The organism is Citrobacter sedlakii (assembly GCF_018128425.1).
In the GTDB taxonomy this organism is placed as follows: Bacteria; Pseudomonadota; Gammaproteobacteria; order Enterobacterales; family Enterobacteriaceae; genus Citrobacter_A; species Citrobacter_A sedlakii.
Genome location: NZ_CP071070.1, coordinates 1,316,604 through 1,331,386 on the forward strand (window position 1 = coordinate 1,316,604; position 14,783 = coordinate 1,331,386).

9 protein-coding genes and 1 pseudogene are annotated in these 14,783 nt (G+C 57.7%); 5 read left to right on the top strand and 5 right to left on the bottom strand.

From position 1 onward, the window contains the following. Positions 1-4: 4 nt before the first annotated feature. Positions 5-1,195 (bottom strand): NO-inducible flavohemoprotein, encoded by a 1,191-nt coding sequence (gene hmpA / locus JY391_RS06290; protein ID WP_199956569.1) that lies wholly within the window; start codon positions 1,193-1,195, stop codon positions 5-7. A 327-nt stretch (positions 1,196-1,522) separates the two neighbouring features. On the opposite strand from hmpA, the gene glyA reads away from it, so the two are divergent. Beyond that, a complete protein-coding gene (glyA, locus tag JY391_RS06295; RefSeq protein ID WP_181822743.1) occupies positions 1,523-2,776 on the top strand; it encodes a serine hydroxymethyltransferase in 1,254 nt (417 codons plus the stop codon). 132 nt (positions 2,777-2,908) lie between these two features. Here the strand turns inward: glyA and JY391_RS06300 are convergent. Further along, positions 2,909-4,099: pseudogene (locus JY391_RS06300) on the bottom strand (ROK family transcriptional regulator); the annotation flags it as partial. Between the two features lie 113 nt (positions 4,100-4,212). Here JY391_RS06300 and JY391_RS06305 point away from each other — a divergent pair. The 4 genes from JY391_RS06305 to JY391_RS06320 all read left to right on the top strand — a co-directional run bounded on the left by JY391_RS06305 (position 4,213) and on the right by JY391_RS06320 (position 11,050). After that, positions 4,213-7,479, top strand: a complete 3,267-nt coding sequence (locus tag JY391_RS06305; protein WP_211935416.1) for a DUF5107 domain-containing protein — start codon at positions 4,213-4,215, stop codon at positions 7,477-7,479. Positions 7,480-7,552: 73 nt separating this feature from the next. Beyond that, positions 7,553-8,995 carry a sugar porter family MFS transporter gene (locus JY391_RS06310; protein WP_060570484.1) on the top strand — a complete coding sequence of 481 codons (1,443 nt, stop codon included), beginning with the start codon at positions 7,553-7,555 and terminating at the stop codon, positions 8,993-8,995. Next, complete coding sequence (locus tag JY391_RS06315; RefSeq protein ID WP_211935417.1) at positions 8,992-9,822, top strand: aldose 1-epimerase; 831 nt, start codon at positions 8,992-8,994, stop codon at positions 9,820-9,822. The genes JY391_RS06310 and JY391_RS06315 overlap by 4 nt, the downstream gene beginning before the upstream one ends. An 88-nt stretch (positions 9,823-9,910) precedes the next feature. Further along, complete coding sequence (locus JY391_RS06320) at positions 9,911-11,050, top strand: 3-phenylpropionate MFS transporter (protein ID WP_042291457.1); 1,140 nt, start codon at positions 9,911-9,913, stop codon at positions 11,048-11,050. Here the strand turns inward: JY391_RS06320 and csiE are convergent. From csiE to JY391_RS06335, 3 genes are all read right to left on the bottom strand, one after another. Next, the gene (gene csiE, locus JY391_RS06325) at positions 11,042-12,322 is read right to left on the bottom strand and encodes a stationary phase inducible protein CsiE (RefSeq protein WP_060570486.1); all 1,281 of its coding nucleotides are present in this window, start codon (positions 12,320-12,322) and stop codon (positions 11,042-11,044) included. The two genes, JY391_RS06320 and csiE, sit on opposite strands and share 9 nt — an antisense overlap. A 223-nt stretch (positions 12,323-12,545) precedes the next feature. Next, a complete protein-coding gene (locus tag JY391_RS06330) occupies positions 12,546-13,145 on the bottom strand; it encodes a KpsF/GutQ family sugar-phosphate isomerase (RefSeq protein ID WP_211935418.1) in 600 nt (199 codons plus the stop codon). Then, positions 13,142-14,779 carry an FGGY-family carbohydrate kinase gene (locus JY391_RS06335; protein WP_042291448.1) on the bottom strand — a complete coding sequence of 546 codons (1,638 nt, stop codon included), beginning with the start codon at positions 14,777-14,779 and terminating at the stop codon, positions 13,142-13,144. The genes JY391_RS06330 and JY391_RS06335 overlap by 4 nt, the downstream gene beginning before the upstream one ends. Between the last annotated feature and the right edge of the window lie 4 nt (positions 14,780-14,783).

Below are 14,783 nucleotides of genomic sequence, written 5' to 3' on the forward strand. Positions count from 1 at the left end.
TGCGTTACAGCACTTTATGCGGCCCAAAACATTCGTAATGAATGTTTTCGTTTTTCACGCCCATTTCCACCAGTTGCTTCGCGGCAAACTGCATAAACCCGACCGGACCGCACAGATAAAACTGCATAGCCGGATGGGTTAGTGACGCTTTCATCGCCGTCAGGTCCATCAGCCCTTCACTGTCAAATGCCGCTTTTGCGCGATCGGTCTCTGTCGGGATGCGATACCAGGTGTGCGCGGTAAAGTGCGGCAGCGTATTTCCCCGTTCACTCACTTCATCGACAAACGCATGCACATCGCCGTTTTCCGCCGCGTGGAACCAGTTAACCTGGGCGCTGTGTTTCGCTGTTGCCAGCGTATCCAGCATCGCCAGCATTGGGGTCTGACCGACGCCTGCGGAGATCAGCGACACCGGCGTGTCCGTTGAGACCTGCATAAAGAAATCACCGGCAGGCGCGGCTAAATGCACCACGTCGCCGACGTTTGCATGGTTATGCAGCCAGTTAGACACCTGCCCGCCGTCTTCGCGCTTCACGGCAATCCGGTAGCCTTTGCCATCCGGCTTGCGGGTCAGCGAGTACTGGCGAATCTCCTGGTGCGGAAAACCTTCCGGCTTCAGCCAGACGCCCAGATATTGACCCGGCTGGTAGTCGGCCACCGCGCCGCCATCGACGGGTTCAAATTCAAAACTGGTAATCAGCGCGCTGCGTGGGGTTTTCGCGACAATACGGAATGGTCGTGTCCCTTCCCAGCCGCCGGTTTTACGGGCATTTTCACGATAGATTTCCGCTTCGCGGTGAATAAACACATTCGCCAGCACGCCATAGGCTTTACCCCACGCATCCAGTACATCCTGACCTGGGCTGAACATTTCATCCAGCGTGGCTAACAGATGCGTGCCGACGATGTTGTACTGCTCCGGTTGGATCTGGAAGCTGGTGTGTTTCTGGGCGATCTTTTCCACAGCAGGCAGCAGCGCGGGCAGATTCTCAAGGTTGCTGGCATAGGCGGCAATGGCGTTAAACAGCGCTTCACGCTGATCGCCATTGCGCTGGTTGCTCATGTTAAAGATTTCTTTGAGTTCGGGATTATGGGCAAACATGCGATCGTAAAAATGGGCGGTCAGTTTGGGACCCGTTTCGACCAGCAGGGGAATGGTGGCTTTTACAGTGGCGATGGTTTGGGCGTCAAGCATACGGTCTTCCTTTATCTGAATCTTTAATGATGTATGTCAAATGCATCTTATAAAAAATACCCCTGCTTTGTAAATGGTTCTTTGTGACTTTGCGTTGCAAAAGTTACAACGTGAAAAATCTGCATCACAAACCTGAAAAGAAATCCGTTGAAAACCGTAAGGTCTTCATTCGGCAAAGCCTTATAGAATGCCGAGGTAATCGTTTGCGTAAAATCCTTTGTCAAGACCTGTTATCACAGAATGATTCAGTTATACTGTTGGCCGTTGTCCAACAGGACCGCCTAATTAAGGCCAAAATTTTATCGTTAGCTGAGTCAGGAGATGCGGATGTTAAAGCGTGAAATGAACATTGCCGATTATGATGCCGAACTGTGGCAGGCTATGGAGCAGGAAAAAGTACGTCAGGAAGAGCACATCGAACTGATCGCCTCCGAAAACTACACCAGCCCGCGCGTCATGCAGGCGCAGGGATCTCAGCTGACCAACAAATATGCTGAAGGGTATCCGGGCAAGCGCTACTACGGCGGTTGTGAATATGTCGATATCGTTGAGCAACTGGCGATCGATCGCGCGAAAGAACTGTTCGGCGCTGACTACGCTAACGTACAGCCGCACTCTGGTTCTCAGGCTAACTTCGCGGTTTACACCGCGCTGCTGCAGCCGGGCGATACCGTACTGGGTATGAACCTGGCGCAGGGCGGCCACCTGACTCACGGCTCCCCGGTTAACTTCTCCGGCAAACTGTACAACATCGTGCCTTACGGTATTGATGAGTCCGGTAAAATTGACTACGAAGAGATGGCGAAGCTGGCGAAAGCGCACAAACCGAAAATGATTATCGGTGGTTTCTCTGCTTACTCCGGTATCGTTGACTGGGCCAAAATGCGTGAAATCGCCGACAGCATCGGCGCGTATCTGTTCGTCGATATGGCGCACGTTGCGGGCCTGATCGCCGCGGGCGTTTACCCGAACCCGGTTCCACACGCGCACGTTGTGACCACCACCACCCACAAAACGCTGGCGGGTCCGCGCGGCGGCCTGATCCTGGCGAAAGGCGGTGACGAAGAACTGTACAAAAAACTGAACTCCGCCGTGTTCCCGAGCGCGCAGGGCGGCCCGTTGATGCACGTTATCGCGGCGAAAGCGGTAGCGCTGAAAGAAGCGATGGAGCCAGAATTCAAAGTTTACCAGCAGCAGGTTGCGAAAAATGCTAAAGCGATGGTGGAAGTGTTCCTGAACCGTGGCTACAAGGTAGTCTCCGGCGGAACTGAAAACCACCTGTTCCTGCTGGATCTGGTTGATAAGAACCTGACCGGTAAAGAAGCTGACGCCGCGCTGGGTCGCGCCAACATCACCGTAAACAAAAACAGCGTACCGAACGATCCGAAGAGCCCGTTTGTGACTTCCGGTATCCGTATCGGTTCTCCGGCTGTCACTCGCCGTGGCTTTAAAGAAGCGGAAGTGAAAGAGCTGGCGGGCTGGATGTGTGACGTTCTGGACAATATCAATGACGACGCGGTGATTGAGCGCGTGAAAGGTAACGTTCTGGATATTTGCGCACGCTTCCCGGTTTACGCGTAATTCACTGCGAATGCCGGATGGCGGCGCATGCCTGACCATCCGGTCGCGACGTTATGCCGGGCGTCACTCTGATGCCCGGTTATCTGAATAAAATGCCCTCACGCTTCCCTCGCCGCCGCGGCGCTCCGGGTCAATCTCGCTCAACTGCGATTCAACGTATAAATAGCCAATACCCATAAGCTGCTGCGCGCGGCTCAACGTGCCAAAGCCGATCCGCGTCGCTTTCGCCCGCGGATTATCGCCATGGTCGAAAGGATTAAATCCGGTTTGCTGGCGTAAGGTATTTAGCCAGCTTTCGCCAAAAGCACAGCTACGCCCGTATAGCCAGATCTGGTTAATATTGAGGATATTAAGGAAGTTATAAAGGCTTAATCCGATGGCGTTCGCCGCATGTTCCACCCATGCCTGAATACGCACGTCACCCTGCCGCCATGCTTCAATCAGTCTGTCCGTGGTGAGCGTCTCCGGATCCAGCTCGGGTATGGGTTGCGTTTTCATCCACACTCTCGCCTGTTTTTTCAGCGCGCTCAGCGAGGCCACGGTTTCCAGGCAACCGTAGCGACCACAGTCGCAGGCGACGCCGTCCGGATGAATAATGGTGTGTCCTATCTGTCCACTGCCGTACAGGCTCCCGCGCCAGATGCTGTCATTGATGACAAAGGAAGAACCAATCCCATAATCGACGTTAATCACGCAGAAATCTTCATTGGCCGCCGGGTTTTGCCATTTCTCCGCCAGCGCCAGCATTACGCAGTCATTATCAAGACGAACCTGCACGCCAAGCATTTCTTCCAGGAGATATTTTATCTCTACCGGGGTTTTCCACGGCGCCTGCGGCATGGTTTTCGACGCACCGGTAATCGGGTCAACCTGACCGTGCACGCCCAGCGCCAGATTAAGGGTGATCTCAGGATAGCGCTGCTGGTACACGCGCCAGTGGCGGGCTATAGCGCTGAGCAAGTCTTTCGGCGTGGCGGCATTGATTACCTCGTGCCGCCAGTCGCCGACGGCGACCAGACGGGCGTCCGCCAGTTGGCTGGTGAGGCTGGTCGGCGTCACGTTCATACAGAGCGTCCAGGCCCCGCGTTCGGGCAGGTGAAAGCTTCCGTTGCTCAGACCACGCTGGCTCAGCGTTTCTCTGGAGTGGCAGAGCCGTCCCTCATCCACTAACTCCTGCAGAATATTGCTCACTGCCGGAATCGACAGGCCGGTCATTTGCGCCAGCTGCGACTTGCTGAGCTGTTTCTCACGCCATAAATGCGCCAGAAAGAGCTGTTTGTTTGCCTGCCGGACCCGCGCATTGTTGTAGCCTAAATGGCGCATACACTTAACTCCCTTAACTATATTGCGTGAGCGTTGCGCATTTTAACGCCAGTTAACTGTACCACAATAGCCTTAAGTCGATATTTTACTTTTATTCATTGAGTGGAGGCAGCATGTACGGTTCAGTTAAGGTCTGGCAGGAAACCTTATCACTTCCGACCTGGACGGTGGGGGAAGAAGATCCAAACCCCATGTTTCTTGAAAAGCGCGTCTACCAGGGCTCTTCCGGCGCCGTGTATCCGTATGGCGTTATTGATACGCTGACCGGCAAACGTGAGATGCGTGAGTATCAGGCCGTGTGGATGGAGAACGATTTTATCCGCGTCATGCTGCTACCGGCGCTGGGTGGACGTATTCATCGCGCTTACGACAAAGTGCGGGCGCGCGATTTTGTCTATTACAACGAAGTGGTGAAACCCGCGCTGGTCGGCTTGCTGGGGCCGTGGATCTCCGGCGGCATTGAGTTTAACTGGCCGCAGCACCACCGTCCCACCACCTTTATGCCGGTGGATTTCACCGTCCAGGCGGGTGAAAACGGCGAACAAACCGTCTGGATGGGCGAGGTGGAGCCGATGCGCGGTTTGCAGGTTATGGCTGGTTTTACGCTGTATCCGGATCGCGCGCTGATTGAAATCACCGGTAAGGTATTCAACGGCAACGCGACACCGCGCCATTTTTTGTGGTGGGCTAACCCGGCGGTGAAGGGGGGGGACGATCATCAGAGCGTATTTCCGCCGGACGTGACGGCGGTATTTGACCACGGCAAGCGCGACGTTTCTGCTTTTCCGATCGCCACCGGCACCTACTATAAAGTCGATTACTCGGCGGGCGTGGATATCTCCCGCTACAAAAACGTGCCGGTTCCGACCTCCTACATGGCGGAAAAGTCAGACTATGACTTTGTCGGCGCCTGGCATCACGGTGAACGTGGTGGCTTGTTGCATGTGGCCGATCATCACGTTTCACCGGGTAAAAAACAGTGGACCTGGGGATACGGCGATTTTGGCGTCGCCTGGGATCGTAACCTGACCGATGATAACGGCCCGTATATCGAACTGATGACCGGCGTTTTCACTGATAACCAGCCGGATTTTACCTGGCTTGCGCCTTATGAGGAAAAGGTGTTCGTCCAGAACTTCCTTCCTTACAGCGAACTGGGCATGGTACAGAATGCCAGCACCGATCTGGCGCTCCGTCTGGTGCGTGAAGACGGCGCTCTGTCGGTTGGCGTTTACGCCATCGCGCCGCTGCATGAGGCGCGAGTGACGCTCAGCGCAGAGGGCGCGCCTTTTTATGAAACCACCCTGACGCTGGCGCCGGGCCAGAGCTGGATGACACGGATCGTGGAAAACGGCCCGGATCGGATCACGATGACGGTAAGCCATCCTGATGGACGGGAATGGCTGAAATACGAAGAACACATCGCCGGGGAGGTTCCCCTGCCGTCGGCAGCAACGGCGCCGGCGATGCCGGAAGCGCTCTCCAATACCGAGGAACTCTACTTTATTGGTCAGCACCTGGAGCAATACAACCATGCCAGCCGTCATGCCGAGGATTACTATCGTCGGGCGCTGGAGGTGGATCCGCTGGATTATCGCAACAACGTCGCGCTGGGTACGCTGGCGCTAAACCGCGCGGACTGGACGCTGGCGGCACAGTGTGCGAGCGCCGCGTTGGCGCGGGCGCACAAGCTCAACAAAAATCCGCGTGACGGCGAAGCCAGCATGTTGCTTGCCGCCGCGCTGGAGCGGCAGGGGAATTTCGACGCGGCATGGGATCACTACTTCAAAGCGAGCTGGAGCGGGAACTGTCGGGATGCCGCGTTCTGGTCGCTGGCGCGAATAGCGATGCGGCGGGGAAATTACGCGGACGCGCTGGACAAAGTCAATCAAAGCCTGCGCGTTAACGGTAGCAACAACCTGGCGATGGGGTTAAAGGCGCTGGTGTTGGCGAAGCTGGGCCGGGAAGCTGACGCGCTGACCTGGATCGATCAGCAGCTTCGCGATTATCCGCTCAGCTACGCGCTGCACTATGCGCGCTGGGCGGTGAGCCGCGACGAGTCAACGAAAGATGCGTTGATTGCCATCACGGGACGACGCGGTACTAACGCCTGTGAGTTGGCGGGCTGGCTGCTCTCCTGTGGTCAGCAAGACGCTGCGCGCGACGTGCTGGAGCTGTTGGACAGCCAGGAAACGCTGCCGCTGCTCTGGCGCGCATCCCTGAGCGATAACCCGCAGTCGTTGATTGATCGGTCACGCGCCTGTCTGCACAACCGGGTGCGCTTCCCGAATACGCTCGACGAAGTGCAAATGCTGCAAACGCTACCTGACAGCCCGTGGGCGCAATATTTACTCGGCTGCTTCTGGTACAGCAAACGCCGTTACGATGCGGCGCTGGCCTGCTGGCAGTTCACGCTTGCGCAGGAAGCGGATTTCGCACCGGTGCATCGTCTGCTAGGCATCTACGCATGGAATAAACAGCAGGATGCCGTACTGGCGCGACAGTACCTTTCACAGGCGGTGGCGCTGGAGCCGGACAACGCCCGCTTCCTGTTTGAACGGGATTACCTCGACAAACTGCTGGCTACCCCTGCTGCACAGCGTCTGCAACAACTGGTCTCCCGCCAGTCCGTTGTTTTTCAGCGCGACGATCTCACTGTGGAATTGCTCAGCCTGTGGAACGGACTGGGCGACTACGAGGCGGCGGCGAAGGTCCTGCGCGAGCGGGCATTCCATCCCTGGGAAGGGGGCGAAGGGAAGGCGACCGGCCAGTACCTGATCAACCAGATGCATCGGGCGCTGGCGGCGATCGGCGAAGGCGCGTACCAGAATGCGGTCTACCTGCTGCAACAGGCGCTCAGCTATCCGCATAACCTGGGCGAGGGGCGTTTGCCGGGGCAAACGGATAATGACATTTGGTATCTGCTTGGCTACTGCGCGCAGCAACAGGGGCATCACGACGAGGCGCAGCGCTATTTTGCGCGAGCGACGCGCGGCGGCAGTTCGCTTGATGCTGGCCGCTATTATAACGATCAACCGGTGGATTACTTGTTCTGGCAGGGCATGGCGCTGAAGGCGCTGGGCGAGCATCACGCTGCGGAGCGGTTGTTCCAGAGCTTCCTGCATTGGGTTGAAACTCAGCGCGACAACGTGCCAGAGGTGGACTTCTTCGCCGTTTCGTTGCCGGATCTGGTGGTGCTTGATACGCCCGCGGCGGCGAAGCACCAACAGCACTGTCTGTTTATCACCGCGTTAGGGCATCTGGGGCTGGGCAATCTTACCGCCAGCCAGCAGGCGTTCGACGCATTATTGCAGGCGAATCCGGCGCATGACAAAGCGCTGCTCCTGCGCCACGCCATCCCCCTGGCGTTATGGAACTAAACCCTGAACCGGTGGTGTGGAAACACCACCGACAACCTCCTGTTCCCTGCGTTTCCCTGAAAGAGGAATCAACATGAATAATGCGCAGACACACCTGAATATCGGCTACGTCTGGACCATTTGTCTGGTTGCGGCCTGCGGCGGTTTATTGTTTGGCTATGACTGGGTGGTCATTGGTGGGGCAAAGCCCTTTTATGAAGCGTACTTTTCCATTACCGATCCGGCGCAGTCCGGCTGGGCAATGAGTTCCGCGCTGGTGGGCTGTATTTTTGGCGCGCTGATTTCCGGCTGGTGCGCCGATAAGTTCGGTCGCAAAATGCCGCTGATCCTCGCGGCCATTCTGTTCAGCGCCTCGGCATGGGGAACCGCCGTTGCCCATAATTTCGATATGTTTGTTATTTACCGCATCGTCGGCGGTATCGGGATCGGTCTGGCCTCAGCCCTGAGTCCACTGTACATCGCCGAGGTCAGTCCGGCGGAAAAGCGCGGTCGCTTTGTGGCGGTTAACCAGTTAACTATTGTGATCGGCGTGCTCGCGGCGCAGCTGATCAACCTGCTGATCGCCGAACCCGTCGCGCCAGGCGCGACGCAACAGGCCATCGTGGAAAGCTGGAACGGTCAGACCGGCTGGCGCTGGATGTTTGGCGCCGAGCTTGTTCCGGCGCTGGCGTTTCTGGTGCTGATGTTTTTTGTGCCGGAGTCGCCGCGCTGGCTGGTGAAAGCGGGGAAACCGGAGCGGGCGCGCGCGATGCTACAGCGGATTGGCAGTACGGAGTACGCCGGGCAGACGCTGAAAGAGATTGAACACTCCCTGCGTAAAGATAACCATAAAGTCGCCTGGTCGACGCTGCTACAGCCGCAGATCAAGCCGATCGTGGTTATCGGGATGGTGCTTGCGGTGTTCCAGCAGTGGTGCGGGATCAACGTGATCTTCAACTATGCCCAGGAGATCTTCGCCTCTGCGGGCTTCGACATTAACGGTACGCTGAAATCCATCGTCGCCACCGGCATCATTAACCTGGTGTTTACGCTTGCCGCGCTGCCGCTGGTCGACAAAATTGGTCGACGCAAACTGATGTTGTTTGGCGCATCCGGTCTGACTGTCATCTATGTGCTGATTGCGGGCGCGTATGGCATGGGGATCATGGGCTGGCCGGTGCTGGTTCTGGTACTGGCGGCGATCGCGATCTATGCCATGACCCTTGCCCCGGTAACCTGGGTGCTGCTTTCCGAGATTTTCCCCAACCGGGTGCGCGGTCTGGCGATGTCGCTGGGGACGCTGGCGCTGTGGATCGCCTGCTTCCTGTTGACGTATACCTTTCCGCTGCTCAATGCCGGACTCGGCGCGGCAGGCAGCTTCCTGCTCTATGGCGTGATTTGCGCAATGGGTTTTCTGTACATCCTGCGTAACGTGCCGGAGACCAAAGGCGTGACGCTGGAAGCGCTGGAAGAACAGTTGGCGGCTAAACAGCTGAAAACCAGCCCGTCGGCGCAGCAGAAAAGCGCACGTTCATGAGCACCGCGCTGACGCTGCAAAACGCGCATCTGCGGATGCGCGTGGATCCGCAAGGAGGCAGGCTGCTGACGCTGTTTTCGTTACCACATCAGCAGCCAGTATTGTATACAGGCGACGGCGCGGGTGGGCTGTTTCCCATGTTGCCGGTGGCTAACCGTGTGGCGGGAAACCGTTTTTCCCAGCGCGACGGCGACGTTCAACTGCCCTTGCATGATGCTGACCCCACGTTCTGGCTGCACGGAGACGGCTGGCGTCAACGCTGGGAGGTGGCCGACGCTGGCGATCAGCACTGCGTTTTGCGTCTGCGAAGCCAGCACCCCTGCGGCTACGATTATTGGGCCACCTTGCGTTACGCTCTCGACGGCGCAACGCTGGCGGCGCAGCTCTCGATAACCCATCAGGGTGAGCGACCGATGCTTTACGGCTGTGGATTTCATCCCTGGTTTGCTTTTGACGCGCAAAGTACAGCGCAGTTTTCCGCCAGCGGCTACTGGCCGGAAGGGGAACAGCACCTGCCGTTGGCCTGGCGCAGCGACATTCCGCCAGAAGCGGATTTCAGCCGGGCGCATAATGGCGCGGATCGCTGGCTGAATGTGGGCTATTCCGGCTGGGGAGGACGGGCGGTCATCCGACATGGCGTGATGAAGATCACGCTTTCAGCGCAAACTCCCTGGCTGATGCTGTTCAGAATGCCGGGTCGGTCATTCCTCTGCCTTGAGCCGCAGTCGCATCCGGTTAACGCCCACCACATGCCGGGACAGCCGGGATTACGTGTATTAAGTGCGGGAGAAGCGTGCCGTTTTGGACTGCAAATCCGCGTTGATTAAGGCAAAAAAGAGGTTATCCCGCTGTTAATGTTCACTTGCGTCAGCCTGCGTTTATCGCCAGACTATCGCCTCCAAACGGGAGGGAATCATGGTCTTGCACTCCACGCGCTGGCTGGCGCTCGGTTACTTCACCTATTTTTTTAGCTACGGTATTTTCTTACCTTTCTGGAGCGTCTGGCTCAATGGCGCCGGGTTAACCCCCGAAACCATCGGTTTGCTGCTGGGCGCCGGACTGATCGCCCGTTTTCTTGGCAGCCTGTTGATTGCCCCCCGGGTCAGCGACCCGTCGCGGTTGATTTCAGCGCTGCGCATCCTTGCGCTGCTGACGCTGGTGTTCGCGCTGGCATTCTGGGCGGGCGCCCACGTGGCGTGGCTGATGGTCGTGATGGTCGGCTTTAACCTTTTTTTCTCCCCGCTGGTGCCGTTAACCGATGCGCTGGCAAACACCTGGCAAAAACAGATCACGATGGACTATGGCCGGGTGCGTCTGTGGGGGTCAGTCGCCTTTGTGATCGGCTCGGCACTAACCGGTAAACTCGTGAGTCTGTTTGATTATCGGGCGATTCTGGTAATGCTCACCCTGGGGATTGCATCCATGCTGCTCGGTATGCTGCTGCGTCCGAGCGTGCCGCCGCAGGGAGAAAGCCGCCAGCAGGAGAGCGCCGGATGGCCGGCGTGGCGAGCGTTGGTGACCCAGAGCTGGCGCTTTCTGGCCTGCGTTTGCCTGCTGCAAGGGGCGCATGCCGCTTATTACGGCTTTAGCGCGATTTACTGGCAGGGGGCCGGGTATTCGGCCTCGGCGGTAGGGTATTTGTGGTCGCTTGGCGTCGTGGCGGAAGTTGTCATCTTCGCGCTTAGCAAAAAGCTGTTCCGCCGCTTCAGCGCCCGCGACCTGTTGCTGCTTTCCGCCGTCTGCGGCGTGATTCGCTGGGCGCTGATGGGCTGGACCACCGCGCTGCCGTGGTTGATTGTGGCGCAGATCCTGCACTGCGGCACGTTTACCGTATGTCACCTGGCCGCGATGCGCTATATCGCCGCGCGGCAGGGGAGTGAAGTGATTCGCCTGCAGGCGGTCTATTCCGCGGTGGCGATGGGCGGCAGTATCGCCATCATGACGGTCTTTGCCGGATTCCTCTATCAGCATCTGGGCAACGGCGTGTTCTGGGTGATGGCGCTGGTGGCTCTGCCCGCGATGGCGCTGCGGCCAAAAGTAACGGCTTCAGCCTGACTCCAGCATTTTGCGGATCTGCTGTTGCTGGTGCGGCGTTAACGCCTCCGCCGCGTGTATCAGCGGCGGTGAAAACAGGGGCAGCGGCGTGGTGTAAGGCGTGACGATCAGCGCGACGCCGCGCGGCGACCCTTCCTGCTGAAATGTCCGCATCGGCACCGGTTTGATATTTAACGGCAGTAGCGTCAGTTCGCGAAGCTGCTGTTCTATCTGCTGCTCCAGCATGCGGTTATCGCCGGTCAGTAAGAGGATCTGCTTTTCGTGTAGATCATTTTCCTGCATCAACCACGCGCCGAAAATCACCGCCACCAGACCCGTCTCTTCTTCGGAAAACGCAACGCCGTATTCCTCTTCAAAACCGCGCAGAGCCTCGCGGGTGGTGCGCATCAGGCGTGGATACAGACGCGCGAATTCATCCGGCAGGGTGTTATCAATACCGATCGAGAACAGACTGCGGTTCAGCGCCTGGGCAAGGTGAATGTATAACTGATCGTTCAGCCCTTGTTCATCGTTGAACCGCACCGCGCCCAGTTCGCGAAAGCGCAGCACCAGACGGGCGATGGCCAGCCGTAGCCGCCGGTTTTGCTGATGGTTGTCGCGGATCGGATCGGGCAGGCGCACCATCGAAAACAGCAGCGCCATAAACAGCGACTCCGTGAGCGGCGCATCCTGTCGCACGCGTCGCTGCCAGTGGCGCCCAATTTCCTGGGCGAGCTGATATTCGGCGCAGGTTTGCACCCAGCGCTGCTGGATCGGATTAAATTCCGGCGCAATGCCCGCGTGATGTTGCAAAAGGCAATACTGCAAATAGAGGCGTAAAAACTGCACGTCGCGACTCTCGAACGGCTTTTGCAGACGGCGGGCGCAGAGGTTGATCAGCGCGTGAAGGTTGGTGTCATCGTAGAGCGTGCGCAGGATCCCCCGCTGCTTTAGCTCGCGCTTGAGGGCGGGCGAGAAGTGCTGGGAAATAAAATTGGGGCATAACCGTAAGCCGCGTCTCAGCCAGTGCAGCAGGCAGAGGCGCTGATCGAGCGCTGTACCTTCGATCCGGTAGCAACCGTCAGGGCCAGAAATGATGCTCAGTCGATGATAGCGCTGGATCTCGCGTCCCGTTTCGGTGACATCTTCGCGGGCAAGCCCATCATCGACGCCATTAAGCGCGCTGAATGTTTCCGCGGTGGCAATTTGCCCTGGCTGGAAAAGCGTCAGCAAAACCTGGCAACGGCGCTGGGGAGCAGAAAGTACAGATGGCGGAGCAAGCGTTGGCATCATCTGTCGAACCTCCCGAATGTATGTTTGATAAGAATAGCTAAAGTTTTTCCATAATAATTACGAATGAAATGCTTTAGGTCAGGATTGCTGAGGAAGGTCACAGAATTTTTCACGTACAGGGCGTCAGGAAGGAGTGAAACGCAGCGCCTGAAGCGCATTTTTTGCTTTTTTATCGTTCGGTTGTCTGAAAGACGCCCCGCCGATGCCGGCGGAGCGGGAAACGCTAACGCGTCTGGCGTAACGTTAATCCAACGTCGCCACCGGGATGCACCGACAACAGCGTCTCTTTTGAGTAACCACTTTCGCTCATCAGGCAGGCGCAGGCGGCGTCGAAAATGGCGATGACCAGCATAATCGAAGTGGTCGCCAGCATGTTTAGCGGGTCGGCCTCACGCTTAACGCCTGTTGAAATCACCAGCCGGGCGGCGCGGGCGATGGCGGAGTCAGCGTTTTCGGTGACGCTGATAATCGGTACATTTTTCGCCGCGAGTCCTGGCAGCAGGCGCGTTAGCTCATCTGAGTTCCCGCCGCGAGAGATCATAATGACCAGATCGTCCGCGTCCAAAAAACCCAGGTCGCCGTGCGCGGCGTCGGTGGCGTTAAGGTAGATCGCCGGACGTTCAACGCAGGCCAGCATATGGGCGATTTTTCGCGCTGCGATGCCGGAGGTGCCGACGCCCGTGACGGCGATTTTCCCCCGGCAAGTGCGTAGCGCCGCCATTAACGCCTGCCACTGCGCCTCGCTCAGATGTTCGGCCAGTCCGGCCAGCGCCTCGCTATACAGCGTCCAGGTGGCGGTGGCCTGTTGCCATGCGCGGCTCATGACGCCGCCTGCATCAGTTGGCGGTACTTCATATGATCCTGATACATTTCATGAAACACCTGATATTTACGGTCGTAATACTGTTTGATGCGGTTGGTCTGCGGGGTCACCGTTTTGCCAATCCGGCTCATCGCCGACATCGCTTCCGGGAAGCTCTCAAAAACGCCCGCCGCGATCGTGCCCATCATGGCGCCGCCCAACAGCATCGCCTCGCTCTCTTCCGGCAGCAGCATCGCGCAGCCGGTGGCGTTAGCGTGTTCTTGCACGAAGACGGGATTCTTGGTGCCGCCACCGCTGGCCATAATGGTGTCGATACTGTAACCGCTCTGGTTCATGGTCTCGATGATATGGCGTGTCCCCAACGCGATGGCCTGAATGGTGGCCAGATACTGTAGCGCCATATCTTCCGGAGTCCGCGATAGTTTCAGCCCGCTTATCGCCCCGGTGAGGGTGGGGTTGGCGCGCGGCGAACGGTTACCGTGGAAGTAGGGGAGAATATGTATATCGCGGGTTAAAAAGGCGATGTTCTCCGGCTCGCCCGCCATTTTTCGCAGCAGCGCGTTGAGCACTTCATAGATAGTTTGGTCCTGCGACGTAGCCTGCGCCAGCAGCGTTTCGTAGCACGGGTGTGACTGAATAATATGATCGATTAACGCGCCGGTGGCGGATTGTCCGCCTTCGTTAAGCCAGTATTCAGGTAGCACCGCTGAGTAGTACGGTCCCCAGACGCCGCTGATAAAGCGCGGTTCTTTAGAGATCGCCATATGGCCGGTCGAGGTGCCGCCAATCAGGGCGATCCGGCGATCGAAATCGGCCACATCGCCCGACACGCCGCTGGCGCCCAGGGTGCCGAGCGTACCGGCATGGGCGTCGATGATCGACACGCTCACCGCCGTGCCCGGAATCAGTCCCATTTCGCTGGCGGCGCGCTGGCTCAGACCGTGACCCAACGGTTCGCCCATCGTTTTAACATAGCGGCCAATTTTGGCGGCATCGTGTTCCAGCAGATCTTCAAGGCCAATTTCGCGGAAGTAGCTGGCATCCCATTTGTCCTCGTGGCCCATATAGGTCCACTTGCAGACCGTGGAGCACAATGAACGGGTGTCGTCGCCGGTGGCGCGCCAGGTCAGGAAATCAGGCAAATCAAAATAATAGCCCGCGTTGGCCCAGGTATTCGGCATGTGCTGTTTCAGCCACAGCAGCTTTGGGGTCTGCATTTCCGGGGAGATAATACCGCCAACGTAGTCCAGCACGCGGTGGTGCAGGGCGTTGATGCGTTCCGCCTGGGTGATGGCGCGGTGATCCATCCAGACAATAATATTCTGCTCGCTGCGCCCCGACGGGCTAACGGTCAGCGGTTGTCCCTCTTTGTCGAGCACCACCAACGAACAGGTCGCGTCAAAGCCTAACCCCTTGACCTGAATAGGGTTGATATCTGACTGATTAATGGCATCGCGAACGGCGTTGCACACCGCCTGCCAGATATTGTCTGACGACTGTTCGACGAAATCGGCCTGCGGACGATAAATCTCAATCGCACGGCTGGCTTGTCCAACCATTCTGCCGTTGAGATCAAACACCCCTGCGCGGGCGCTACCGGTTCCTACATCCACACCAATAAAATAACTCGCCATCATT